General features: G+C 72.2%; 23 protein-coding genes, 3 tRNA genes and 3 pseudogenes. 14 read left to right on the top strand and 15 right to left on the bottom strand.

Going from position 1 to position 24,231, the window contains the following annotated elements; genetic code table 11:
* Window positions 1-13 precede the first annotated feature (13 nt).
* The 5 genes and pseudogenes from ACZ4VT_RS25470 to ACZ4VT_RS25490 form a co-directional block, all read right to left on the bottom strand.
* Window positions 14-253, bottom strand: coding sequence for a putative antibiotic biosynthesis monooxygenase (locus ACZ4VT_RS25470; RefSeq protein ID WP_467953111.1), 240 nt, complete (start codon window positions 251-253; stop codon window positions 14-16).
* A 125-nt stretch (window positions 254-378) separates the two neighbouring features.
* Window positions 379-588, bottom strand: a pseudogene (locus ACZ4VT_RS25475) (antibiotic biosynthesis monooxygenase); the annotation flags it as partial.
* A 13-nt stretch (window positions 589-601) separates the two neighbouring features.
* Window positions 602-4,000, bottom strand: a complete 3,399-nt coding sequence (locus ACZ4VT_RS25480) for a PAS domain-containing protein (RefSeq protein ID WP_467952975.1) — start codon at window positions 3,998-4,000, stop codon at window positions 602-604.
* A gap of 48 nt (window positions 4,001-4,048) precedes the next feature.
* A pseudogene (locus tag ACZ4VT_RS25485) lies at window positions 4,049-4,294 on the bottom strand (hypothetical protein); the annotation flags it as partial.
* A pseudogene (locus ACZ4VT_RS25490) lies at window positions 4,213-4,551 on the bottom strand (SSI family serine proteinase inhibitor); the annotation flags it as partial. The pseudogenes ACZ4VT_RS25490 and ACZ4VT_RS25485, both read right to left, overlap by 82 nt.
* Window positions 4,552-4,737: 186 nt before the next feature.
* On the opposite strand from ACZ4VT_RS25490, the gene ACZ4VT_RS25495 reads away from it, so the two are divergent.
* The 4 genes from ACZ4VT_RS25495 to ACZ4VT_RS25510 all read left to right on the top strand — a co-directional run bounded on the left by ACZ4VT_RS25495 (window position 4,738) and on the right by ACZ4VT_RS25510 (window position 6,514).
* Window positions 4,738-4,828: transfer RNA gene (locus ACZ4VT_RS25495), tRNA-Ser, on the top strand.
* Between the two features lie 218 nt (window positions 4,829-5,046).
* Window positions 5,047-5,119, top strand: a tRNA-Arg gene (locus ACZ4VT_RS25500).
* Window positions 5,120-5,202: 83 nt separating this feature from the next.
* Window positions 5,203-5,976, top strand: a complete 774-nt coding sequence (locus tag ACZ4VT_RS25505) for a DUF6193 family natural product biosynthesis protein (RefSeq protein WP_467952977.1) — start codon at window positions 5,203-5,205, stop codon at window positions 5,974-5,976.
* 172 nt (window positions 5,977-6,148) lie between these two features.
* A complete protein-coding gene (locus tag ACZ4VT_RS25510; RefSeq protein ID WP_467952979.1) occupies window positions 6,149-6,514 on the top strand; it encodes a PH domain-containing protein in 366 nt (121 codons plus the stop codon).
* A 6-nt stretch (window positions 6,515-6,520) separates the two neighbouring features.
* Here the strand turns inward: ACZ4VT_RS25510 and ACZ4VT_RS25515 are convergent, their stop codons facing one another.
* The gene (locus ACZ4VT_RS25515; protein WP_467952981.1) at window positions 6,521-7,432 is read right to left on the bottom strand and encodes an SMP-30/gluconolactonase/LRE family protein; all 912 of its coding nucleotides are present in this window, start codon (window positions 7,430-7,432) and stop codon (window positions 6,521-6,523) included.
* 107 nt (window positions 7,433-7,539) lie between these two features.
* On the opposite strand from ACZ4VT_RS25515, the gene ACZ4VT_RS25520 reads away from it, so the two are divergent.
* From ACZ4VT_RS25520 to ACZ4VT_RS25560, 9 genes are all read left to right on the top strand, one after another.
* Window positions 7,540-7,974, top strand: coding sequence for an Lrp/AsnC family transcriptional regulator (locus tag ACZ4VT_RS25520; RefSeq protein ID WP_467952983.1), 435 nt, complete (start codon window positions 7,540-7,542; stop codon window positions 7,972-7,974).
* The gene (locus ACZ4VT_RS25525; RefSeq protein ID WP_467952985.1) at window positions 7,971-8,855 is read left to right on the top strand and encodes a DUF2797 domain-containing protein; all 885 of its coding nucleotides are present in this window, start codon (window positions 7,971-7,973) and stop codon (window positions 8,853-8,855) included. Before ACZ4VT_RS25520 ends, ACZ4VT_RS25525 begins: the two co-directional genes overlap by 4 nt.
* Before the next feature lie 127 nt (window positions 8,856-8,982).
* Window positions 8,983-9,321 (top strand): antibiotic biosynthesis monooxygenase family protein, encoded by a 339-nt coding sequence (locus ACZ4VT_RS25530; RefSeq protein ID WP_467952987.1) that lies wholly within the window; start codon window positions 8,983-8,985, stop codon window positions 9,319-9,321.
* Window positions 9,305-10,186, top strand: coding sequence for an amidohydrolase family protein (locus ACZ4VT_RS25535; RefSeq protein ID WP_467952989.1), 882 nt, complete (start codon window positions 9,305-9,307; stop codon window positions 10,184-10,186). Before ACZ4VT_RS25530 ends, ACZ4VT_RS25535 begins: the two co-directional genes overlap by 17 nt.
* 78 nt (window positions 10,187-10,264) lie before the next feature.
* Window positions 10,265-11,032, top strand: a complete 768-nt coding sequence (locus ACZ4VT_RS25540; protein ID WP_467952991.1) for a response regulator transcription factor — start codon at window positions 10,265-10,267, stop codon at window positions 11,030-11,032.
* A gap of 86 nt (window positions 11,033-11,118) precedes the next feature.
* Complete coding sequence (locus ACZ4VT_RS25545; protein WP_467952993.1) at window positions 11,119-12,660, top strand: sensor histidine kinase; 1,542 nt, start codon at window positions 11,119-11,121, stop codon at window positions 12,658-12,660.
* Window positions 12,661-12,685: 25 nt separating this feature from the next.
* Complete coding sequence (locus ACZ4VT_RS25550) at window positions 12,686-13,954, top strand: bifunctional glycosyltransferase family 2/GtrA family protein (RefSeq protein ID WP_467952995.1); 1,269 nt, start codon at window positions 12,686-12,688, stop codon at window positions 13,952-13,954.
* Window positions 13,951-16,209, top strand: a complete 2,259-nt coding sequence (locus ACZ4VT_RS25555) for a glycosyltransferase family 39 protein (RefSeq protein ID WP_467952997.1) — start codon at window positions 13,951-13,953, stop codon at window positions 16,207-16,209. The genes ACZ4VT_RS25550 and ACZ4VT_RS25555 overlap by 4 nt, the downstream gene beginning before the upstream one ends.
* A gap of 119 nt (window positions 16,210-16,328) precedes the next feature.
* Window positions 16,329-16,988: a TetR/AcrR family transcriptional regulator gene (locus tag ACZ4VT_RS25560; RefSeq protein WP_467952999.1), complete on the top strand. Its 660-nt coding sequence runs from the start codon at window positions 16,329-16,331 to the stop codon at window positions 16,986-16,988.
* Window positions 16,989-17,028: 40 nt separating this feature from the next.
* Here ACZ4VT_RS25560 and ACZ4VT_RS25565 read toward each other — a convergent pair whose 3' ends face one another.
* Complete coding sequence (locus ACZ4VT_RS25565) at window positions 17,029-18,597, bottom strand: MDR family MFS transporter (RefSeq protein WP_467953100.1); 1,569 nt, start codon at window positions 18,595-18,597, stop codon at window positions 17,029-17,031.
* An 86-nt stretch (window positions 18,598-18,683) separates the two neighbouring features.
* Window positions 18,684-19,157: a MarR family winged helix-turn-helix transcriptional regulator gene (locus ACZ4VT_RS25570; protein ID WP_467953102.1), complete on the bottom strand. Its 474-nt coding sequence runs from the start codon at window positions 19,155-19,157 to the stop codon at window positions 18,684-18,686.
* Between the two features lie 122 nt (window positions 19,158-19,279).
* Between ACZ4VT_RS25570 and ACZ4VT_RS25575 the strand changes: the two genes are divergently transcribed.
* Window positions 19,280-19,522 (top strand): hypothetical protein, encoded by a 243-nt coding sequence (locus ACZ4VT_RS25575; protein WP_030707923.1) that lies wholly within the window; start codon window positions 19,280-19,282, stop codon window positions 19,520-19,522.
* A 30-nt stretch (window positions 19,523-19,552) separates the two neighbouring features.
* Here ACZ4VT_RS25575 and ACZ4VT_RS25580 read toward each other — a convergent pair whose 3' ends face one another.
* The 7 genes from ACZ4VT_RS25580 to tadA form a co-directional block, all read right to left on the bottom strand.
* Window positions 19,553-20,341, bottom strand: coding sequence for a hypothetical protein (locus ACZ4VT_RS25580; RefSeq protein WP_467953002.1), 789 nt, complete (start codon window positions 20,339-20,341; stop codon window positions 19,553-19,555).
* A gap of 50 nt (window positions 20,342-20,391) precedes the next feature.
* Window positions 20,392-21,234 (bottom strand): RNA polymerase sigma factor SigF, encoded by an 843-nt coding sequence (locus ACZ4VT_RS25585; RefSeq protein WP_319733636.1) that lies wholly within the window; start codon window positions 21,232-21,234, stop codon window positions 20,392-20,394.
* A 230-nt stretch (window positions 21,235-21,464) separates the two neighbouring features.
* Complete coding sequence (locus ACZ4VT_RS25590) at window positions 21,465-22,283, bottom strand: RNA polymerase sigma factor SigF (RefSeq protein WP_467953104.1); 819 nt, start codon at window positions 22,281-22,283, stop codon at window positions 21,465-21,467.
* A gap of 397 nt (window positions 22,284-22,680) precedes the next feature.
* Complete coding sequence (locus ACZ4VT_RS25595) at window positions 22,681-22,842, bottom strand: hypothetical protein (protein ID WP_199808029.1); 162 nt, start codon at window positions 22,840-22,842, stop codon at window positions 22,681-22,683.
* A 357-nt stretch (window positions 22,843-23,199) separates the two neighbouring features.
* Entirely contained in the window at window positions 23,200-23,490 is a 291-nt protein-coding gene (locus ACZ4VT_RS25600) for a hypothetical protein (protein WP_467953005.1), read from the bottom strand.
* Between the two features lie 123 nt (window positions 23,491-23,613).
* Window positions 23,614-23,700 (bottom strand) — tRNA-Ser (locus ACZ4VT_RS25605).
* Between the two features lie 59 nt (window positions 23,701-23,759).
* Window positions 23,760-24,188, bottom strand: a complete 429-nt coding sequence (gene tadA / locus ACZ4VT_RS25610) for a tRNA adenosine(34) deaminase TadA (RefSeq protein ID WP_362802796.1) — start codon at window positions 24,186-24,188, stop codon at window positions 23,760-23,762.
* Window positions 24,189-24,231: the final 43 nt, after the last annotated feature.

Here is a 24,231-nt window from a genome sequence, read left to right on the forward strand (position 1 = left end):
GCTGCACCGCCGGCTAACCCCGGGTGAGCCACGGCCGCAGCAGCTTGCTGACGGCCGGCATGGCCACGTAGGTCATCAGGGTGCTGAAGACGACGGCGAAGGCCGCCGTCCGCAGCACGAAGTGCAGATCCACCAGGTACGGCCCGAGCACCGCGTTGCCGACGAGCGAGATCGGGAAGATGGCCAGCCCCGAGCTGATCGCCATCTTCCACCGCGGCGGCGCGGGCCGGGTCGTACCCGGCTTGGCGACCACGTCTCCATGCCGTGCAGTTCCCGGCGGGCTATCTCCGTGTGGTGGTGGCCGAGGCAGTTGGAGAACCACTGCGCCCGCTCCGGGGAGTCCTGCCAGCGCTGGAACGCCGCCTGGTTGCGGAAGCGGTGGACCAGGAACCACGGCCCGCCCTCCGTCGCCGGGCGGAAGAGCCCGTACCCGAGGTGATCCGGGAAGCCGGCGGCCGTCTCCAGGATCCCGTGGGCCCAGGCCTCGAAGGTCTCCTCGTGCCCCGGGTCCACCTGGCGCGCGATGAGCAGGTTCACCTCCCCGTTGTCGGCGGGGACGGTGTGCTCGCTCGTGTTGGTGATGGCCATCGGGCCAGGATTACTAGTTGGTGCCGATCTTGGCCAGCAGGTCCACGATGCGGCCCTGTACGTCCGCCGTGGTGGCCCGCTCGGCGAGGAAGAGCACACTCTCGCCGGAACCCAGCCGCGGCAGGTCCGCCGGGTCGATGCCCGTCGTCGTGTAGACGACCAGCGGGGTGCGGTTCAGCTGCCCGTTGGCGCGCAGCCAGTCCACGATCCCGGCCCGGCGGCGGCGCACCTGCATCAGGTCCATGACCACCAGGTTGGGCCGCATCCGGGTCGCGAGCTCCACGGCGTCGGTGTCGGCGCCCGCCCGGGCGACCTGCATGCCGCGCCGCTCCAGGGCCGCGGTCAGCGCGGTCGCGATCTCGTCGTGCTCCTCGATCAGCAGCACCCGGGAGGGGTGCTGCTCGCTGTCGCGCGGTGCCAGCGCCTTGAGCAGGACGGCAGGATCGGCGCCGTACGCCGCTTCGCGCGTGGCGTGCCCCAGCCCGGCCGTGACCAGTACGGGCACCTCGGCGGCCACCGCGGCCTGGCGCAGCGACTGCAGGGCGGTCCGGGTGATCGGCCCGGTCAGCGGGTCGACGAACAGCGCGGCGGGGAACGCGGCGATCTGCGCGTCCACCTCCTCGCGGGAGTGCACGATCACCGGACGGTAGCCGCGGTCGCTGAGCGCCTGCTGCGTCTGCACATCGGGCGCGGGCCACACCAGGAGCCGGCGCGGGTTGTCCAGGGGCTCCGGCGGGAGCTCGTCGTCCACGGGCTGAGGGACGGGCCGGTTGACCACCTCGACGGCGCCGCCCGGACCGTCGAGCGGCTCGGGCCCCTCGTCGGAGCCCGCCTCGGGGGCTCCTATGGCGAATGCCCGGCCCTGCGGGGCGGGCTCGGCGAGCCGGCGCCGGCGGCCGGATCCGAAGCCACCAGTCCCGGCGCCGGTGGCGTTGGGGTCCACGGAGATGCCCTGTCCGAGGGTGCCGAGGGCGCGCACGCTGATCGGCTGGGCGGCCTGCCCCTCCGCCGGGGTGTCCTGCGGCCGGCGCGCTCCGGGCACGGTGGCCGGGCCGGAGGCCTCGTCGTCCTCGGAAGCGGTACGGGCCGCCGGAACCGGCCAGGCCGGGGTGCCGGGCAGCGCTCGGCGCCGCCCGGTCGGATTCTCGGCGGACTCCGCGGACTCGGCGGGCTGCGCGGCGGAGGCTTCGGGTTCGCCGCCGGGAGCGCCCAGCGGGCGGCGGCCGCGGCGCCCGGCCGGAGTGTCGGCGTCGCCTTCGGCGGGAGCGGCGGCCGGGCCGGCCATGGCGGGGGTCTGCGGAACGGAGGGGGCCGGAGTCGGGCCGGCGGGCAGCGCGAAGCCGCCCTCGGGGGCGATGGGCCGCACGGGAGCGGGCGTCGGCCCGAGCCCGGTCGCCGGAACGGGGCCGCCGGGCTGCGCCGGACCGGCCGGACCCAGCGCGCGCCGTCGCCCGGCGGGATGCTCGGTCAGCGGAACCGGGGGCACCGCGGGCACGGGCGGGAGCGCGGGCAGGTCGGTGCCCTGCGGGGGCACGGGCCGACCGGATCCGCTCTGGCCTTCGGGGCCGCTCTGGCCTCCGGTGCCGCCGGGGCCACGGACTCCGCCCGGGCCGGCGGTGCCGTCGGCCTCGCCGCTGCCGTCACCGGCCCGGCCGCGCCTGCGCCCGGTACCGAGTCCGGCCGGATTCACCGGGGACTGGGCGAGCGCCGGGCCCGCGTCGGGAAGGCCCGCCTCGCCCGCCCGCCGCCGTCCGGACGGCAGCGCCAGCGCGCTCCCGCCCTGGCCGGCCGGCGCGGCGGCCGGACCCGTGGCCTCGTCGTCCAGGAAGGCGTCCACTCCGCGCCGGCCCCGCCGGCCGCCGGAGACCTTGCCGGGGGCGGCGCCGCCGGACGTCCCGGCACCGTCCGTGGTCGGACCGGCCGGCGGCTCCTCCGGGGGCTCCGGAAGCGTGACCGTCCCGGCACCCGAGCCGAGCGGGAGCTCCAGCACGTACGCCCCGCCGGGCGCGCCCGGAACCTCCACCGTCTGCAGCACGCCTCCGTGCGCGGTCACGATCCCCCGCACGATCGGCTCGTGGACCGGGTTTCCGCCCTCGTACGGCCCGCGCACCTCGATCCGTACGACGGCTCCGCGCTGGGCGGCGGCCACCACGATCGTCGAGTCGCCGTACCCGCTGCCCTGGGCGGTCTTGCCGGTGGCGTCCACCCCGGCGACGTCCGCGACGAGGTGAGCGAGCGCGGTCGCGATCCGGGCGCCGTCCACCTCGGCCTCGATGGTCGGCGCGTGGACCGCGAACTGCACGCGGCCCGGACCGATCAGTTCGACCGCGCCGTCGACGCCCGCCGCCACGACGGTGTTGATCAGGACCTTCTTCTTCGCGAGCCGGGCGCCGCCGGAGTCCAGGCGCTGGAAGCCGAGCACGTTGTCCACCAGCGTGGTCATCCGCGAGTACCCGGCGGCCAGGTGGTGGAGCAGCTGGTTGGCCTCGGGCCACAGCTGTCCGGCGTCGTCGGCGGCCAGGGTCGCCAGCTCACCGCGCAGCTCGTCCAGCGGGCCGCGCAGCGAGTCGCCGAGGACGGCCAGCAGCTGGGCGTGCCGCGCGGCCAGGGCGTCGTAGGGCCGCCGGTCGGTGAAGGTCATGACGGCGCCGACGAGCTGCTCCCCGTCCCGTACGGGAGAGGTCGTCAGGTCGACGGCGACCGGCTGCCCGGCCTTGTTCCACAGCACTTGTCCGCGTACGCGGTGCTTGCGCCCGCTGCGCAGGGTGTCGGCGAGCGGGGACTCCTCGAAGGGGAACGGCGAGCCGTCGGCGCGGGAGTGCTGGACCAGGCCGTGCAGTTCGCGGTTGCCGAGGTCGGTGGCGCGGTAGCCGAGGATCTGGGCGGCGGCCGGATTGACCAGGACCACCCGGCCGTCGGTGTCGGTGCCCACGACGCCCTCGGCGGCCGCGCGCAGGATCATCTCGGTCTGCCGCTGGGAGCGGGCCAGCTCGGCCTCGGTGTCCACGGTCTGCGAGAGGTCCCGGACCACGAGCATCAGCAGCTCGTCACCGGTGTACGAGGGTTGCGGCTCTCGGTAGGCGTCGCGGCCGTCGAGATGGGCGCTGGTGATCTCGACGGGGAACTCGGAGCCGTCGGTGCGGCGCGCGATCATCCGCTTGGGCTTGGCGCGGCCGCCTTCGTCCTCGCCGGGCCGGCGCATGGAGCCGGGGATCAGCTTGGAGTCGAACTCGGGCAGGAGGTCGAGCACGCCGCGGCCGACGAGTCCCGTGCCGGGGCTCTCCATGACCTCGAGAGCGATCGAATTGGCGTTGACGACCGTGCCGTTGGCGTTGACGAGCAACAGCGCGTCCGGAAGAGCGTCGAGTATTGCTGCGAGGCGAGCAGCGCCTCGGGATGGCCTGCTGCTCACGACGAGCTTCCTCCCTGACCACAACTACCGGCAAGTCACGGGAGGAGTCTAAGGCCACAGGCCCGCGGCGGGGCGGCCGATGTGCGGTGGATACCGCACATTCCGCGCATCCTCCCAGGTCAGGAACGCCCACTCGGAAGCAGAGGTTCCAACTCGTCCCAGCGGCTGATTTCGCATCCGTTCGTCCGCCGGAACGTGGCGTCCACTTTGCGGCCGTTCCAGGTGCCGGTGATGCGGGCGGTGGCGGGGCCGCCGTGCTGCATGGTGCAGAGCTGCCGCTTGGAGATCGGGGCGAAGGGGTCCTTCCCCTCCTTGGCGAGCTGGTCCAGCCGCGCGCAGGCGCCGGCGGCCTGGGGGTGGTCGCCGCCGACGGGGTCGCATTCGAGCCGGTACTCCCGGTCCAACTGACGGTTACCGGTGTCGGCCATGGCGATGGTGAGGCGGTCGGGCGGCGCCAGCAGTCCGCCCAGGGGCACGGGCAGCGGCGGGAGGGGCCCCGCGGCCGCGGCGGCCAGGGCAGAGGTGACGGCGAAGGCGGCGAGACGCAGCATGGGGCACTCCAGGTCGTCCGTACGTCGTACGCCTGACCAACGACGGGGGCCCGCCGACGTTGCGTGCTGCGGCTGCTTTAAGGCTTTGCCCTTCGCCCGTCCCTCCTAGTACCGTGGGAGCGGATTGGTGAGGGGCCCTGCGCCTGTGTCATCATCTGCACGCACCCTCGTACGCGGGGGTGTGCTGGAGGCGTCGCCTAGTCCGGTCTATGGCGCCGCACTGCTAATGCGGTTTGGGGCTTACCCCCCATCGAGGGTTCAAATCCCTCCGCCTCCGCACCTCATCGAAGCCCCGGTCCTGACGGACCGGGGCTTCGATGCTTTCCGGGGCAATCCGCTTGGCTCCGACCTCTGTGCGAACCCATCCGGACGATCTTCGTCCGGGCCGTTTCCGCAGGTCAGCAGGGGTTTGGCTAATGGATTTCGCGTCCCGGCGAGGTCCATGTATTGTTGTTCTCGCAAGGCCAACGGGGCGCAAAACCCCGGGAAGCCCAAGCACTCGTAGCTTAACGGATAGAGCATCTGACTACGGATCAGAAGGTTGCAGGTTCGAATCCTGCCGAGTGCACAGCAGGCCAGAAGCCCCAGACGAAAGTCTGGGGCTTCTGCCGTTTTGGGCCGGGCTTCGTTCCCGCGGCTTACCGTACGTGCATGATCGAACATTCGAGGGAAGTGCTGTCCGACCTCTATCCGGAGCTGGCGGCACCGGGCGGCCTGCGGGAAGCGCTGGCCGGCGAGGCGGCTCGCAGCGGGCACGGTGCCAGTCCCATGGATCCCGTCGAGGGGTACGATCCCGCGGTTGCCGCATGCGGCGCACGCGGTGAGGCGCGGTTCGCCGTGTACGCCACCAATGTCGAAGAACGCGAGTTCCGCATCGAGATCTCAGCGGACTCCGGATGGCCTTGGGGTGCATTCGGCAGTACCGATGACCTCGCGGTGGTGCATGCCATCCTGCACGCCTGGCGTGATGGGGCTTCGATCGATCAACTACGTCGTGAGTGGACGTTGCTGGCGGCGGATCCTTTGGATGCGGCCCCTCCGGGGAGGGTGGTGTCGACCGCTTGGCGGCTGACTCTGGAGCGCTCGCGGCTGATCAGGCTGGGCGACGCCGAACTGGCCGAGGCCCTGTATGCGCAGCCGACCCTGCGCGTTTTCTTCCCCTTCCCGTCGCACGGTCAGTTCAGTCTGCTCACCAGTACCAGGGCTCCGTTCTACGAGGAGGTTCCGCGGGTGGTGCCAAGCGGAGACGGCCTGTGGAACGTCGTTCTCGAATGGTCGCAGTGGTCGCCGGAGATACCGTCCCGCGTGCTTGGTTCCCGCCTCGGCGCTCGCGAGGCGGCGGCGTTGGTGGCCGCGAACGTTCCCGCGGGCAGTGGCCCGGCGATCGAGGGAGGCTGGCCGCACCCCGCCCCCGGCCATTGGTGACCTCGACGGCGCATGTCCCGCGTATGTCCTGTCGGGGGTGTCTCCTCCTTGATGGGGAGGGGGTCCCCCGGAGGTATTCAGGGGTGGGATGGCTCTGGCGGGTGACGCCGACCACCCGCCGGCCTCGGTACGGTTTCCGAAGATCGTCCGAAGCTGGAAAACGGGGGCACTCATGGGACTGTTCGGGAATGCGCACACCGTCGACCCCGTGTCGGCGCAGCGGGACTACGCGCGACTGCTGGGGCAGGGGGAGCAGGTGCACGCCGCCTTCCTGTTGATCCGGGACACGATCCTGTTCACCGACAGGCGGCTGGTGCTCATCGACAAGCAGGGGCTCACGGGGAAGAAGGTGGAGTACCACTCCGTCCCCTACCGGAGCATCACCCACTTCTCCGTGGAGACCGCCGGCCACTTCGATCTCGACGCCGAGCTCAAGATCTGGATATCCGGGAGCCCGGCGCCGATCGAGAAGACCTTCACCAAGGGTGTCGACATCTACGAGGTCCAGGCGATCCTGACGCAGTTCGTCGCCCGGTAGCGGGAGCTAGAGGACCCGGGGGAGGCCGGTCACCGACATCACCAGGGAGTAGAGGGAGGTGGTGGCGGTGATGAAGAGGCGGTTGTTCTTCGCGCCGCCGAAGGTGATGTTCGAGACCGGCTCGGGGACACGGATGCGGCCGATGAGGGTGCCGTCCGGGGCGTGGCACTGGACGCCGTTCTCCATCGCGGCCGCCCACAACCGGCCCTCGTCGTCGAAGCGGATGTTGTCGACGCGGCGGCAGGCGGTGAAGACGCGGTCGTCGGTGAGGGCGCCGTCGTCGGTGACCTTGAAGGCGCGGATGTGGCCCGCGCGGGTGTCCGCGGCGTAGAGCTCGCTCTCGTCGGGGGAGAAGACGAGGCCGTTGGGGCCGAGGAAGCCGTCGGCGACCCTGCGGACCTCGCCGGTCGAGGGGTCGGCCCGGTAGAGGTTGCAGGCGCCGATCTCGCTGGCGGCGCGGTGGCCCTCGTAGTCGCTGGTGATGCCGAAGTCCGGGTCGGAGAACCAGATGGAGCCGTCCGAGCGGACCACCGCGTCGTTCGGGCTGTTGAGCCGCTTCCCGTCGAAGCGGTCGGCGATGACGGTGATGCTGCCGTCCGGCTCGGTGCGGGTGACGCGCCGGTTGCCCTGTTCACAGGTGATCAGGCGGCCTTCGCGGTCCATGGTGTTGCCGTTGGTGTGGCCGGCCCGGGAGCGGAAGACCGAGACCGCGCCGCTCTCCTCGTCCCAGCGGAGCATGCGGTCGTTGGGGATGTCGCTCCACACCAGCTGCCGCCAAGCGGGGAGGTACAGCGGGCCCTCCGCCCAGCGGCAGTCGTCGTAGAGCCGTTCCAGCCGGGCGTCGCCGTTGGCGCAGCGGCCGGTCAGGAAGCGCTCGTCCAGGATCTCGTACAAGGTGAGGTCGGCAATGGCAGACACGATTCCCCCTGAGGCAGATTTGCCGAATACTGTTCGGCCTGATGGTGAGATTGCAGGATCAGGTACCGTCTTCGCAAGGGTCGACAGGCCCAAGAGAGGAAGATTGCGTGGACGACATCGACCGTGCGCTCGTCCTGCGCCTGCAGCAGGACGCCGGCCAGTCGTACGCCGCTCTCGGCACGGCCGTCGGGCTCTCTGCCGGGGCCACCCACGAGCGCGTACGCAAACTGCGGGAGCGCGGGGTGATCCGGCGGACCACCATCGACGTCGACCCGGCGGCCGTCGGCAGTGGGGTCCTCGCCTATGTGATGGTCGACTCCAACGCCTGGATGGGTGAGTCCGGCGCCGACTTCGCCGCGATCCCCGAGATCCAGGAGGCGCACGTCATCGCGGGCAGTTCCTCCGTGCTGGTCAAGGTGCGCACGGCCTCGACCGAGCAGCTGCAGGACGTCCTGCGCCGCCTCTACGCCATCGAGGGAGTCAGCGGCACGCACGCCACGGTCGTGCTGGACACCTTCTTCGAACGGCCGCTTCCGCTGTGACCTGGTGGTGCACCGGGATCCGGTGGAAGGATGGCCGGCCGGCCATCGGGTGGTACGGGGAGGGGCGCGGCGAGCGGACGAGCGTGCCGGCGTACGGGCAGCGGCTGGCCTTCGCGGCGGACGGGGAGCGGCACTGCCTCGGCGTGTGGCGGGCCGGGAGACGCACACCCTGTCCGACCGCGGCCCTGGTGCCCGGCCGTGCCGGGAACGCGCAGTGTCCCGAATGCGCCCGCCTCGACAGGTCGTTCTCCGTCGCGGCCGACACCAACGCCGCGGACCCGCGCACCTACCGGGTCTACCTGGCCTGGTTCGGACCCGGCATGGTCAAGGTCGGGATCACCGCCGAGGAGCGCGGATCCGCCCGGCTGCTGGAGCAGGGCGCGGTGGCCTGGACCTGGCTGGGACGTGGTCCGTTGATGGCGACCCGGCGCACCGAGGAGCTGCTGAGGGCGGCGCTCGGGGTGCCGGACCGGATCGCGTACGCCCGTAAGCGCGCTGTACGGGTGCAGCTGCCGCCGGGACCGGACCGGGCCCGGGAGGTCGCCGAGCTGCACGCGCGGGCGGCGGCGCTGTCCGGGTGGCCGGAGTCGCTGGAGCGGGTGGGGTGCGAAGTCGTCGACCATGCCGCGGCGTTCGGGCTGGACGGGTTGCCGGCCGCCGCGCGGGTGCTCACCGAGATGGTTCCCGGCGGGGCCGTCGTGGGACGGCTGATGGGCGCGGCCGGCCCCGATCTGCACCTCGAGGACGGGCTCGTCGTGGACACCCGGCTGCTGGCCGGGTGGGAGCTCACCGCCCCGGAGGGCGGGGCGGTGACGTCGGTGCCCGTGGCGGAGATCCCGTCGGCCGCCGGCGCGCCCGCCGAGCAGGACGGGCTGTTCTGAGGCGTAACGCCTGCCCCCGGTCAGCCCCGGTCTGATGCCGTCGGCCAAGGTCAAAACTTGGATCCCTTTGGTCTTCCGGCGCCGTTTGCGGTGGACACGCCGGGGCGGTCCGCGGAGGGTGGACGGCATGAGCATTCAGCCGGTACCGGCCTTCGAACCGCCTTATGTCATGGCCGTTTTCAGCAATGTCCGGACCGATGACGACAGCGGATATCCCGAGACCCTCGCGCGGATGGAGGAGATGGTCGCGACGAATCCCGGATACCTCGGGTACGAGTCCGCCCGCACCCCCGGTGGTCTCGGCATCACCGTCGCCTACTTCCGTGACCACGAGTCCCTCACCGAGTGGCGGGAGGACTTGCAGCACCGGGCGGCCATCAAGCAGGGCCGCGCCGACTGGTACGAGAGCTACACCCTGCACGTCGCGACCGTCGAGCGGAGCCACGGCTTTGTCCGCAACGGCTGAGGCGGTCCGCGCCTTCCGGGAGCGCCTCGGGCTGCCCGGACTGGTCGACGTCCACACGCACTTCATGCCCGAGCGGGTCCTGGACAAGGTCTGGGAGTACTTCGACGCGGTCGGCCCGCTGACCGGCGTCGAGTGGCCCATCACCTACCGGCACGAGGAGGAGCAGCGGGTCGCGCTGCTGCGGGAGTTCGGGGTCCGGGCCTTCACGGCCATGCTCTATCCGCACAAGCCGGAGATGGCCGCCTGGCTCAACGCCTGGTCCGCAGATTTCGCCGCCCGCACCCCCGGCTGCCTGCACACCGCGACCTTCTTCCCGGAGGAGGGCGCAGCCGCGTACGTCCGCCAGGCCGTCGACTCCGGGGCCCGGATCTTCAAGGCACACCTCCAGGTCGGCGGCTACGACCCCAACGACGACCGGCTGGATCCGGTGTGGGGGCTGCTCGCCGAGGCCGGCATCCCGACCGTGATCCACTGCGGGTCGGGTCCCGTGCCGGCCAAGTACACCGGACCCGAGCCGGTCGGCCGGCTGCTGGCCCGCCACCCGCGGCTGCCGCTGGTGATCGCCCACATGGGCATGCCCGAGTACGCCGACTTCCTGGACCTCGCCGACCGGTACCCCGAGGTGCGCCTGGACACCACCATGGCCTTCACCGACTTCTCCGAGCGGATCAGCCCCTTCCCGCCCGGTGACCTGGGCCGGCTCGCCGATCTCGGCGACCGGATCCTGCTCGGCACCGACTTCCCGAACATCCCCTACCCCTACGAGCACCAGCTGGCGGCCCTCGAACGGCTCGGCCTCGGCGACCACTGGCTCCGGGCGGTCTGCCACGACAACGGTGCCCGGCTGTTCCGGCTCGACGGCTGAGAGCCCCTTTTCCGTTTCTCAGGAAATTCACAGGCAGGCACAAGAACGCTCTCAGAGGTTCCGGACAGCGTGGTCGGTATGACTGCGACGACCACCTCCCACGCGTCCACGTCCACCAGCAACCACACGGCCCTCGTGCGGCCCGACGGCGGGCCCTGCCGGGTGCTCGTCGTCGACGACGAGGCCTCGCTCTCCGAGCTGCTGTCGATGACCCTGCGGTACGAGGGCTGCGAGGTCCGCAGCGCCGGCGACGGTGCCGGTGCGGTGCGGGCGGCGCGGGAGTTCCGGCCGGACGTGGTGGTCCTCGACATCATGCTGCCCGACATGGACGGTCTCACCGTCCTCGGGCGGCTGCGCCGGGAGATCCCCCAGGTCCCCGTGCTGTTCCTGACCGCCCGGGACTCCGTGGAGGACCGGATCGCCGGCCTCACGGCGGGCGGCGACGACTACGTCACCAAGCCCTTCAGCCTGGAGGAGGTCGTGGCCCGGCTGCGCGGCCTGGTCCGGCGCTCGGGCGCGGCGCAGGCGGCACGCGGCGGCTCGGTACTGGCCGTCGGCGACCTGCGGCTCGACGAGGACAGCCACGAGGTGGTGCGGGGCGGCCGGGAGATCCACCTGACCGCCACCGAGTTCGAGCTGCTGCGCTACCTCATGCGCAACCCGCGTCGGGTGCTGAGCAAGGCGCAGATCCTGGACCGGGTGTGGTCGTACGACTTCGGCGGCCAGGCCAATGTGGTCGAGCTCTACATCTCCTACCTGCGCAGGAAGCTGGAGAGCGGCCCCGGCCTGGCTCCGATGATCCACACCCGGCGCGGCGCCGGATACCTGATCAAGCCGGCCGAGTAGTGCGCTTTCGCTTCCCTTCCCGGGGACGGCGCCGACCGCGAGCCCGCCGGCCCTGGTCGCTGCGGACCCGGCTCGTCGTCTCGGCCGTGGCGCTGATCGCCGTCGTGGGCGCGGCCATCGGGACCGTCACCACCCTCGCCCTGCGCTCGTACCTGGTCAATCAGCTCGACGAGCAGCTGATCACCTCCGTCGGGATGGCCGTCCGGATGCCCGCGGGGAAGCCGGCCCGGCAGAACAGCACCGGCTTCGTCACGGCCCCCGGCAGCCCGCTGAACGCCACCGGGGTACGTCTGGACCCCGTCGGCACGGTCCTCGGGACCGCCCGCAACGTCCGCGTCGAGGGTGTGCCCGACGAGGCGCCGGTCCTCACCGAGGCTCAGAGCAGGGTGCTCGCCGCGACCGCCCGGAAGGCCGCGCAGGCCGCGCAAGCCGTGCAAGCCGCGCAGGGCGGGCAGGGCGGGCAGGGCGGGCAGGGGGGCAAGGGCGGTCGGGCCGGGTCGGGGCCGGTGGACACCGACCTTCCGGGTCTGGGCTCCTACCGGGTGCTGGCCGCGCCCGACGGGAGCCTCGCCCTCGCCTTCCCGCTGCGCGAGGTCGACTCCATCGTGGGCACCCTGGTCGGGGTCGAGGTCTGCGTCACCCTGGCCGGGCTGATCGCGGCCTCCCTCGCCGGGCAGGCCCTGGTCGGGGTCGCGCTGCGCCCGCTGCGCCGGGTGGCCGCCACCGCCACCCGGGTCTCCGAACTTCCCCTGCACAAGGGCGAGCCCGCCCTCCACGAGCGGGTGCCCGATGCCGAGGCCGACCCGCGGACCGAAGTGGGCCAGGTCGGCGCGGCCATCAACCGGATGCTGGGCCACGTCTCCTCCGCCCTCACGGCCCGCCAGCAGAGCGAGACGCGGGTCCGGCAGTTCGTCGCCGACGCCAGCCACGAGCTGCGCACCCCGCTGGCCTCCATCCGCGGATATGCCGAACTGACCCGCCGCGGACGGGAGGAGCCCGGCCCCGACACCCGGCACGCCTTGGGCCGGATCGAGTCCGAGGCCACGCGGATGACCGGCCTCGTCGAGGACCTCCTGCTGCTGGCCCGGCTCGACGCGGGCCGCCCGCTCTCCACCGCCGACGCCGAAACCGACCTGGCCCCGCTCGTCGTCGACGCCGTCAGCGACGCCCGCGCCGCAGGGCCCGGGCACCACTGGCGCCTGAACCTGCCCGAGGAGCCCGCGACCGTACGGGCCGACCCGGCCCGGATCCAGCAGGTCCTGGTGAACCTGCTCGCCAACGCCCGCACGCACACCCCGCCCGGCACCACCGTCACCGCCGATGTTTCACGTGAAACATCGGCCATCCGGCTGCGCGTCGAGGACGACGGGCCCGGCATTCCGCCGGAGCTGGTCCCCCACGTCTTCGAGCGCTTCGCCCGCGGTGACGCCTCCCGCTCCCGCACGGCCGGCTCCACCGGCCTCGGGCTCGCCATCGTCCAGGCCGTGGTCGCGGCGCACGGCGGGCGGGTCGGCGTACAGAGCGAGCCCGGGCGGACCCGCTTCGAGGTCGTGCTGCCGCTCGCCCGGCCCGCGTGCACGGCGGAGCCGGACTCACAGACGGGGCACAGGCTCACCACACAGCGGTGACAGACCGCTCCACGAGGGTCGGAGCATGCCAACCGACACCTCTCCCGGGGCCCTTCCGGCACGGGCGCCCCTCGCGCTCGTGCCGGGTGAGCCCGTCCTCGACGTGGTGATCCCGGTCTTCAACGAGGAGAAGGACCTCGGCCCGTGCGTACGCCGGCTGCACGAGCACCTCACCAGGACCTTCCCCTACCCCTTCCGGATCACGGTCGCCGACAACGCGAGCACCGACCGCACCCCCGAGGTCGCGGCGGGGCTCGCCGCCACGCTGGACGGCGTACGCAGCACCCGGCTGGAGGAGAAGGGCCGGGGCAGAGCGCTGCGCACCGTGTGGTCCGACTCCGAAGCCCCCGTCCTCGCCTACATGGACGTGGACCTCTCCACGGACCTGAACGCCCTGCTGCCGCTGGTCGCACCGCTGATCTCCGGTCACTCCGACCTGGCCATCGGCACCCGGCTGGCCCGTTCCTCACGAGTGGTGCGGGGAGCCAAGCGGGAGTTCGTCTCCCGGGCCTACAACCTCCTGCTGCGGTCCTCGCTCGCCGCCCGGTTCAGCGATGCCCAGTGCGGGTTCAAGGCCATCCGGCGCGAGGTCGCCGAGCGGCTGCTGCCGCTGGTCGAGGACGCGGGCTGGTTCTTCGACACCGAACTGCTCGTCCTCGCCGAGCGGGCCGGGCTGCGGATCCACGAGGTGCCCGTGGACTGGGTCGACGACCCCGACTCCACGGTCCACATCGTCAGGACCGCCACCGAGGACCTGAAGGGGGTCTGGCGCGTGGGCCGGGCACTGGCCGTCGGAGCGCTCCCGCTCGACCGGCTCGCCCGCCCCTTCGGCGACGATCCGCGCGACCGCACCGCGCTGCCCGGGGTGGACCGCGGCCTGGCCCGCCAGCTCCTCGGCTTCTGCGCCGTCGGAGCCCTGTCCACCCTGCTCTACCTGCTGCTGTACTCCGCCTTCCGCGCCGGGACCGGCCCGCAGACGGCCAACGGCGCCGCCCTGCTGCTCTCCGCCGTCGCCAACACCGCGGCCAACCGCCGGCTCACCTTCGGCGTCCGCGGCCGGGACCGGGCCGTGCGCCACCAGGCCCAGGGGCTGGTGGTGTTCGGCATCGGGCTGGCCCTGACGAGCGGTTCCCTGGCGGCGCTCGGAGCGGCCACCGCCGATCCCGCGCACGGCACCGAACTGGCCGTTCTGATCACCGCCAACCTCGCCGCCACCGTGCTGCGGTTCCTGCTCTTCCGCGCCTGGGTCTTCCCCGACCGGCGCGATACTCCTGCGAAGGACGACATTCGATGACCACCGCGGCGACTCCGCTCTTCCCGGTCCCCGAGACCCGGGCCCGTACCGGCCGGCGCGCCGTCGAACGGCCCCGCTGGGAACGGCCCGCCCTCGCCGGACTGCTGATCGCCACCGCCGCCCTGCTGCTGTGGGACCTCGGCTCCTCCGGCTACGCCAACTCCTTCTACTCCGCCGCCGCACAGGCGGGCAGCGAGAGCTGGAAGGCCTTCTTCTTCGGCTCCTCCGACGCCGGCAACTCCATCACCGTCGACAAGCCCCCGGCCGCCCTGTGGCCGATGATGCTGTCGGTCCGGCTGTTCGGGCTCGGCTCCTGGCAGATCCTCGTCCCGCAGGCCCTGATGGGCGTCGGCACGACGGCCGTGCTGTACGCCGCCGTACGCCGCCAGTTCGGCCCCGGTGCGGCGCTGCTGAGCGGAGCGGCCTTCGCGCTCACGCCCGTCGCGGCCCTGATGTTCCGCTTCAACAACCCCGACGCCCTGCTGACGCTGCTGCTGACCGTCACCGTCTACTGCGTGCTGCGGGCCCTCGACGGGGCCCGCACCCAGTGGCTGGTCTGGGCCGGTGTCGCCGTCGGCTTCGCCTTCCTCACCAAGACCCTGCAGGCCTTCGTCATCCTGCCGCCGCTCGCGCTGCTGTACGCGGTCTGCGCGCCGACCCGGCTGCGCAGGCGCCTGGGCCAGCTGTTGCTGGCCGGGCTCGCGATGGTGGCGGCCGGCGGCTGGTGGGTGGCGATCGTGGAGCTGTGGCCCGCGTCCTCCCGCCCGTACATCGGCGGTTCGCAGAACAACTCCTTCCTGGAACTGACCCTCGGCTACAACGGCCTGGGCCGGATCAACGGCAACGAGACCGGCAGCGTCGGCGGCGGCACCCGGACCGGCGGGGCCGCGGCCTACGGCCTGCCCGAGGCCGGTATGGGCGGCCCGGGCGGCAGGGCAGGGGGAGGCGGCTGGGGGGAGACCGGCTTCGACCGGCTGTTCTCGGGCAACATCGGCGGGCAGATCTCCTGGCTGCTCCCCGCGGCGCTGGTGCTGCTGGTGGCCGGGCTGGTGGTGACCTGGCGGGCCCGCCGGGCCACCGACTCGCTGGACGGCATGGCCCGGGCGGCCTTCCTGGCCTGGGGCGGCTCGCTGCTGATCACCGTGATCGTCTTCAGCTACATGCAGGGCATCTTCCACGAGTACTACACCGTGGCCCTGGCGCCGTTCGTGGCCGCGCTGATCGGCATGGGCGTCGCCGTCCTGTGGGAGGAGCGGGGCAGCGCGGCCGCCGCGATCACCCTCTCCGGCACGCTGGCCCTGACGACCGTCTGGTCGTACGTCCTGCTGGGCCGCGCCACCGGCTATCTGCCGTGGCTGCGCTGGGCGGTGCTGGTGGGCGGGCTGCTCGCCGCGGCCGCACTGCCGTTCGCGGCGCGGGCGGGCCGCCGGATGCTGCCGGTCGTGGCGGCGCTGGGAGTGGCGGCGTCCTTGGCCGGACCGCTGGCGTACTGCCTGACCACGGTGAACACCGGACACACCGGTTCCATCGTGACCGCCGGACCGGCGGTGGCGGGCGGCCGGGGCGGCCCCGGCGGCATGATGGGCGGCTTCCGGGGCGTTGCCGGCGAGCTGCCGCAGGGCGGGCCGGGTGGCCAGGGAGCCCAAGGAGCCCAAGGCGGGCAGCCGGGCACGGGCGGGCCCGGCGGCGGTCAGCCGGGTGCCGGTCAGCCGGGTGCCGCGCTGCCGGGCGGTGGGCTGCCGCAGGGCGGTATGCCGCCGGGCCAGGGCACCGCCGGCGGACGCGACGGCGACCGCGGCGGCGCGCGCACGGGCGGCGGGCCGGGCGGCGCGGGCGGTCTGCTGAACGGGGCGCAGGTCGGCGCCCAGGCCAAGGCGGCCCTCACCACCGACGCCGGCTCGTACACGTGGGCGGCGGCCGCCATCGGCTCGCAGAACGCGGCCAGTTACCAGCTGGCCTCGGGCGCGCCCGTCATGGCGATCGGCGGCTTCAACGGCAGCGACCCCTCGCCGACCCTGGAGCAGTTCAAGGCGTACGTGCGGGAAGGGAAGATCCACTGGTTCATCGGCCAGGGCGGGACCAGCGGCGGACCGGCCACCACCGGCGGCCCCGGCACCACCGAGGGCGGCGCGCGGATGGGCGGCGGGCCGGGCGGCGGCACCAGCAGCGAGATCGAGAGCTGGGTCAAGGCCGGCTTCAAGGAGTCCACGGTCGGCGGGGCCACCTTCTACGACTTGACCGCCCCGACGTCATGACCCGGTCGGATCCGGTCCGATCGGGTCTCATCCGGCCCGATCGACAGGACACCCCCTAGCATCAAGAGGGCGGACCGGGCATTCCGGGCTGATCCACCTGTCGTGAGGAGGGTGCCTGCATGGTGACCGCGGCCGATCCGGGCGAGACACGGACCAGTGTGTGGCTGACCGCCAGGCCCGCCGCCCCCGCCAGACGCCGCACCGAGGCACCCTCCGGACTCGACCGGGAGCGGATCACCGCCGCGACCGTACGGCTGCTCGACGCCGAGGGGCTGGCCCGCTTCTCGATGCGGCGGCTCGCCGCCGGTCTCGGGGTCACCGCGATGTCCCTGTACTGGTACGTGGACACCAAGCACGATCTGCTCGAACTCGCCCTGGACCGTGCCCTGGGCGAGTTCAGGCTGCCGGCCGCGCCGCCGGGGACCGGCGAGGCGGGCTGGCCGGCCCGGTTGCAGACCCTGGCCCGTGGCTACCGGCGGGTGCTGGCGGACCATCCGTGGGTGGCTCCGCTCACCGCCGCCTATCCCAACATCGGCCCGCACGCGCGGGCCTTCGACGCCGCACTTCAGCGACTGCTGGACGCCACCGGGCTGGCGCACGCCGCCCGGACCGGCGCCCACCTGGCCGTGTCGCAGTTCCTGCAGGGCTGTGGGGGCGCGGTCCGGCGGGCGCCCGAGGCCGATTTCTGCCTCGCGCTCGACGTCCTGATCGCGGGCATCGAGGCCAAGGCGCAGCCCGAGGCCAAGGCCACCGCTGGAGGCCGCGGCTCAGGGCCCTGACACCGCCAGGGCCCGGACACCGCCACGGCCCCGACACCGCTCAGGCCTTGACGGTGCTCTCGGTGGCCGCCGCCGGCTGGGGCGAAGCCGCCGCCGGGGAGTGGGCCGCAGGCTTGGACTTCAGCGCGACCTCCTTGATGAACAGCACCAGCACCAGGCCGAGGAGCGCGAACGGGGCGGCGTAGAGGAAGACGTCGCCGACGCCGTGCCCGTACGCGGACTCGATGACCTCGCGGATGGGTGCGGGCAGCTTGTCGAGGTCGGGGATCCCGCCCCCGGCGGTGCCGCCCCGGCCCGCGGCCGCGGCCTTCGGCCCGAGTGCGGCCAGCCCGTCCTGGACGTAGTGCGTGACCCGGTTGGCCATGACCGCGCCGAGCGCGGAGACGCCCATGGCGCCGCCGAGCGAGCGGAAGAAGGTGACGACCGAGCTGGCCGCGCCCAGGTCCTCGGGAGCCACCTGGTTCTGGGTGGCGAGGACCAGGTTCTGCATCATCATGCCGAGACCGAGGCCGGTCAGCGCCATGTACATCGCGATGTGCCAGTACGGGGTGTCGTACCGCAGGGTGCCCAGCAGGCCCAGACCGACGGTCAGCAGCACGCCGCCGGAGACGAGCCAGGCCTTCCACTTTCCGGTCTTGGTGATCACCTGACCGGAAAGGGTGGAGGAGACGAAGAGGCCGGCGATCATCGGAATCGTGAGGACTCCGGACATCGTGGGGGACTCGCCGCGGGCCAACTGGAAGAACTGGCTGAAAAACACGGTCCCCGAGAACATCGCGATGCCCACGAACAGGGAGGCCGCCGACGCCAGGCTGATGGTCTTGTTGCGGAAGAGCCGCAGCGGGATGATCGGGTCGCTCGCGCGGGACTCGACGAGGACGAAGAGCAGTCCGAGCAGCACCGCGCCGCCCGTCATGGCCCAGGTCTGCCAGGAGATCCACTCGTAGGAGTCGCCGGCCTGGGTGACCCAGATCAGCAGCAGCGAGACGGCCCCGCTGATCAGGAAGGCGCCCAGCCAGTCGACCTTGACGTCGCGGCGGACGACCGGGAGGTGCAGGGTCCGCTGGAGCACGATCAGGGCGATGATCGCGAACGGCACGCCGACGTAGAAGCACCAGCGCCAGCCCAGCCACTCGGTGTCGGTGATGACACCGCCCAGCAGCGGGCCGCCGACGGTGGCGACGGCGAAGACCGCACCGAGGTAGCCGCTGTACCGGCCGCGCTCACGCGGGGAGATCATCGCGGCCATGACGATCTGGGCGAGGGCCGACAGACCGCCGACGCCTATGCCCTGGACCACGCGGCAGGCGATGAGCGTGCCGGTGTTCTGGGACAGACCCGCGACCACGGAGCCGAGGACGTAGATCACGAGGGAGATCTGGACCAGCAGCTTCTTGCTGAAGAGGTCGGACAGCTTGCCCCACAGCGGGGTGGCCGCCGTCATCGACAGCAGGGCCGCCGTGACCACCCAGGTGTACGAGGACTGGGTGCCGCCGAGGTCGCTGATGATCTGGGGCAGGGCGTTGGAGACGATCGTGGAGGACAGGATCGCCACGAACATGCCGAGCATCAGCCCGGACAGCGCCTTCATGATCTGCGGGTGGGTCATGGTCACGGCCGCGGAAGCGGATGCTCCCGCGGCCGCGGCCTTGGGTGTGTTGTCGGTCGTCGTCTCCGACTGGGCCATGTCTTTCCTTACGTCCGGAAGCTCGATCGGAGTCGGGCCAACAGGGTGTTGAGTACGTCGATGTCCTGGGCGGACCAGTCGTGCAGGGCTCTCTCCAACGCGGCCGTGTGGCGGGCGCCGAGCTCGGCGAGCAGCGCCCGGCCGGTCGGCGTGAGCCGCAGGATCCGGCAGCGTCCGTCGCCGGGGTCGGTCTCTCGCTCGATCCAGCCGCGGTCGGCGACGTGCGTGACGTGCCGGCTGGTCACCGAGATGTCCACCGCCATGAACTCGGCCAGCCGGCTCAGCCGCATCTCCCCGTGCCGGTCGAGCACGGTGAGGACGGCAGCCGCGCCGGGCGGACAGTCCGGGGGCAGGCTGCGGGCGAGCTCGCGCTTGACCGCGCCGATCCCGGTGAGCTGGCGGGCCAGCTCACCGTGCGGAGTGGTCGGAGCAGTCGGAGCAGTCGGTGCGTTCGGTGCGGTCGCAGTCGTCCGCGCGGTCATCGTCACCGGGTCCCTCCATCTTGTTGCTTCAGGCAACCATAGAAGCGAATGGTTGCTACAGGCAAACGAATCTGGGGGGTGGGGCGGTAAAAGAATCGGAAAACCGGCTAGGGTCCTGCTCCATGGCTGAGAACCACAACTCACAGGTCCCCGAGGGCAACTACGACCCCGCGGGCAGCACGCAGATGTTCCGGGCGTTCGTCGAGGAGGCCGCACCGGCCCGCCAGGCGGCGCCGGGCTCCCGCCAGCAGCGCCGCGCCGCGGAGCAGGAGCGGTCCGGGTCCTCGGGCTCGACCGCGAAGGTTGCCCTGATCATCGGGCTCGTCCTCATGATCGGCGCGGCCGCCTGGGTGGTCCTGCACTGACGGCTCCGGCGCGGGCCGGGTCCGCCGGCCTCAGCTCCAGGTGGCGGTGACGTTCCGGGTGTCCACGTGCATGCCCAGCGGCACCCGCCAGGCCTCCACGCACACGGTGTAGGTCTGCGTCTTCGAGGCTCCGCCCGCGAGGGGCGCCGGCAGCGGCTGGGTCGTGGTGATCGTGGCCCAGTCGATGCCGAGCGCGCCGATGATGTGCGTCGCGAAGCTGACCGTGCCCGCGCGGGCCGCCGTCGTGCCGGTGTTCGTGAAGGTGACCGTGACCCGCTCGCACCAGCGGTCGGCCGCGGCCGCCCTGGTCGGCGCCGACAGCGTCAGTTGCGCCGGGGTCGTGGGCGGGGCCGGGGGCGTGGTGCCGGGCTTGGCGGACGGGCCGCCCGGGCCGGTGGGCGAGGTCGACGGAGTCCCCGGAGCGTTCGGCGTGCCCGCCGCCGGCGGGGTCCGCCCGGGACCGGCCGGGGCGCCGGGGGCGCCCGCGGAGCCGCCGGGGGCGGTGCCCGCGGCTCCGCCCGGGGTGAAGCCGCCCGGAAGTCCGGATCCGGGAGTCTGGGCCGACGTACCGGACGGCATACCGGACGACGTACCGGAAGGCGCGGAGGATCCGCCCGCCGCGGACGGACCGCCGAGCTGCTGGAACTCCACGCCTCCCCGCGGCGCCACGTTCTGCCCCGCGCCCCGTTCGGGGCCCGGGGCCGCGGCGCCCACGGCGACGTAGCCGTCCCGCGCCGGGCCGCCGCAGCCGGTGAGGCCGGCGACGGCCGTGCAGCACAGGGCGAGGAGGGCGGTGGCCGCTCGCGATCCCTTTCGCATCGCGCCAGTTTTCCTGACGGAACGTCAATTGGGAAGCGGGCGGCGCCCGGTCACTCTCCGATGAGACCCGCGCGCAGCTGCGCGAGGGTACGGGTCAGCAGCCGGGAGACGTGCATCTGGGAGATGCCGACCTCCTCGCCGATCTGCGACTGCGTCATGTTCGCGAAGAAGCGCAGCATGATGATCTGCCGCTCCCGGGGCGGGAGTTTGGCGAGCAGCGGCTTCAGGGACTCGCGGTACTCGACGCCTTCGAGCGCGGTGTCCTCGTAACCGAGGCGGTCCGCGAGCGAGCCCTCGCCGCCCTCGTCCTCCGGGGAGGGCGAGTCGAGCGAGGAGGCGGTGTAGGCGTTGCCGACGGCGAGACCGTCGACCACGTCCTCCTCCGAGACCCCGAGCACGGCGGCGAGCTCCGGCACGGTCGGCGAGCGGTCCAGCTTCTGGGCGAGCTCGTCGCTGGCCTTGGTCAGCGCCAGGCGCAGCTCCTGGAGCCGCCGCGGGACGCGGACGGACCAGGAGGTGTCCCTAAAGAATCGTTTGATCTCGCCCACGACGGTCGGCATCGCGAACGTCGGAAACTCCACGCCGCGTTCGCAGTCGAACCGGTCGATCGCCTTGATCAGGCCGATGGTGCCGACCTGGACGATGTCCTCCATCGGCTCGTTGCGGCTGCGGAAGCGGGCCGCGGCGTACCGCACAAGGGGCAGGTTCAGCTCGATCAGGGTGTCGCGTACGTACGCCCGTTCGGGGCTGTCCGCGTCCAGGGCGGCGAGTCGCTGGAAGAGGGAGCGGGAGAGGGTGCGGGTGTCGATGGCTTCCGAGCGGTCGGACACTGCCGGCGGCGTCACGCTCTTGACGAGTGTGAGCACCTTGGAGCTGCCCTGGTCTACGGACATGCCACCCCCTTGAGGTCGCGGACGGTCGCGTACGGCGCGCCCGTCGGAGGAACGCAGCCTCCACCTGAATACCGGAGGCGGGGCTGCGGCAAACGCGGTTCAAGCAGAATGTCACATGTCGGCAACACGCTGTAGCGCCAAGTCGACATATATCTCCAGCGACAGGAGCGCCCGGAAGGCGATCAGCCCGATCTGTCGGGAAACGTGCGGATGATCTCCACTCGTTACGGTTACGCCTCGATCCTGTTTGCGGATCTCAGTCGGGCGAAGCTCCGGGCGAGCAGCCGCGAGACGTGCATCTGGGAGACCCCGAGCTCGGCGCTGATCTGTGACTGCGTCAGGTTGTTGTAGTACCGCAGGAGCAGGATCCGCTGTTCGCGCTCGGGCAGTTGTACGAGGAGGTGGCGGACGAGGTCGCGGTGCTCGACCCCGGCCAGCTCCGGGTCCTCGTAGCCGAGCCGGTCCAGCAGCCCGGGCATGCCGTCGCCCTCCTGGGCGGCCTCCAGCGAGGTCGCGTGGTAGCTGCGCCCGGCCTCGATGCAGGACAGCACCTCGTCCTCGGTGATGCGCAGGCGTTCGGCGATCTCCGGGGTGGTCGGGGTGCGCCCGTGCAGCGTGGTGAGGTCCTCGGTGGCGGCGTTGACCTGGACCCACAGTTCGTGGAGGCGGCGCGGTACGTGGACGGTGCGGACGTTGTCGCGGAAGTACCGCTTGATCTCGCCCACGACGGTCGGCATCGCGAAGGTCGGGAACTGCACGCCGCGGTCCGGGTCGAAGCGGTCGATGGCGTTGATCAGGCCGATGGTGCCGACCTGGACCACGTCCTCCATCGGCTCGTTGCGGCTGCGGAAGCGGGCGGCCGCGTACCGGACGAGCGGGAGGTTGGCCTCGATGAGGGCCCCGCGCACCCGGGTGTGCTCGCTGGTGCCCGGCTCCAGTCCCTTCAGCTGGCCGAAGAGGACCTGGGTGAGGGCCCGGGTGTCCGCGCCCCGGCTCGGGGGTCTCGGTGGGGCCGGGGGTTCCTCGGGCGGCTCCTGGCGGGGCTCGATGAGGGGCTCCGGGCGGGCTTCCCGGGGAGCTTCCCGCAGGGCTTCCGGGCGGGATTCCCGCCCCGGCTCGCGCCCCGGCTCCTGACCGGACGCCTGACCGGTTCCCTGGCCGGATTCCTGGCGGGGCTCTTGCTGGATCGGCACCTGGGGGTCCTGCTGGGGTGGCACTTGAGGCGCAGTACTGGCCGGCACGGTCACGCCACCCCTTCAGTCAACTCATCCGTCAAAAGCGGTCATAGCATCACAAGAGATGTGCACTGTGTGCAAGTACCGTATAACGCCGTGTTGAGGGCAAGTTGGGCATATCAGGGCAATATGCTCAGTGATGGGTATGCAAAAACCCCCCACCCGTCGGAGTGGGGGGCCGGAATTCCGGGAACCGCTTCAGCGTACGGGGTCAGCGCACCAGTTCGGTCATGAACTCGCCGATGCCGGATGCGGCATCCGATATCCCCTGGAAGCCTATTTCCACCATCTCGGCCGCCCTCTTCGGCTGGGTGATGATCACGAAGAGGACGAACACGGTGAGGGCACCCGTGATGAGTTTCCTGGTGTCCACGAGCGGGCGGCCTCCCCAACCGGTCCTTGCGAGTCGGGTGAGTCTAACCGGTCAAGATTGGGCACTGACGTGTCCTTTAAGGACCAATGACCCGGCACTCCGGGTCCTTTGCCGCTGTGTCGGGGGTTGTGGCGGGCGCAGGATGGGGGTGAGCCCACCGGTTCTGGCAGGAAATCGGTGGGTGAGGGACAGGACCTCACCGCGGGGTCCGAGCCGCGAGCTTCCCCCTGACCGCGGCCCGGACTGGCAGGTCCGTCCTCGTCGGGGGAAGTGGCTTTGTCCCCCCGATGCCACTTCCCCCGTCCCACACGTCGAAGGCCCCGACCCCGGTCGGGGCCTTCGACGTGTCGTACGGGACTACTCGATGCCGCCGGCCAGTCCCAGCACGGGCTCCACGGGGGCGATCACGGGGTACAGCTGGTTCGGCACCTCCATCAGCGCGTTGAGCTGGTTCGCACCCTCGCTGAGCTTCGACCCGATCTCCGAGACGGAAGTGGGCTGGGCCCCCGCCGGAATCCCGGGCGCGGCCGTCGGCAGGTCCGGGAGGGCGAGGGGGGCGATTGGGGCGGCCGAGGCGGCGGGTGCGGCGAGGCCCGCGGCGGCCCCCGCGAGGGCGATGGCGGCGAGGATGCGCTGGGTCTTGGTCATGCCGTGACAACGGCCGAAGGGGCGGGCGGTCACGCGGCTGTCCGCCGGACGGGAGCGCCCCGAACGCCGAGGGCCCGAACGCCGAGAGCCCCGACCCTTGCGGGGCGGGGCTCTCGTTCAGAGCGGTAGCGGTGGGATTTGAACCCACGGATAGCTTGCACCATCACACGCTTTCGAGGCGTGCTCCTTCGGCCGCTCGGACACGCTACCGAGAGAGAGCTTAGCCCAAGGTGGCCCGTGCGCCGAAATCCGTATCCGCGTGCCCGCCGTCACAGCTCACGGAAGAAGTCCGTCAGCTGTCGGGCGCACTCTTCGGCGAGGACGCCGCGGACCACCTCGGGGCGGTGGTTGAGCCGGCGGTCCCGTACGAGGTCCCACAGGGACCCGGCCGCGCCCGCCTTCTCGTCGTCCGCGCCGTAGACGACGCGGGCGACGCGCGACTGCACGAGCGCGCCCGCGCACATCACGCACGGCTCCAGGGTCACCACGAGGGTGCACCCCGGAAGCCGCCATTCGCCGCGCGCGGCGGCCGCCCGGCGCAGCGCCACGACCTCGGCGTGCGCCGTGGGGTCGCCGGTCGCCTCGCGTTCGTTGTACCCGGTGGCGAGGATTTCCCCGTCCGGGCCCAGCACGACGGCGCCGACCGGCACATCGCCGGCCGGCACCGCCCGGGCGGCCTCCTGGAGCGCCAGGCGCATGGAGTCCCGCCACGGGTCCCGTACGGGATCGGTGGTGTGCGTG

It is taken from the genome of Streptomyces sp. NPDC029164, from assembly GCF_055563995.1.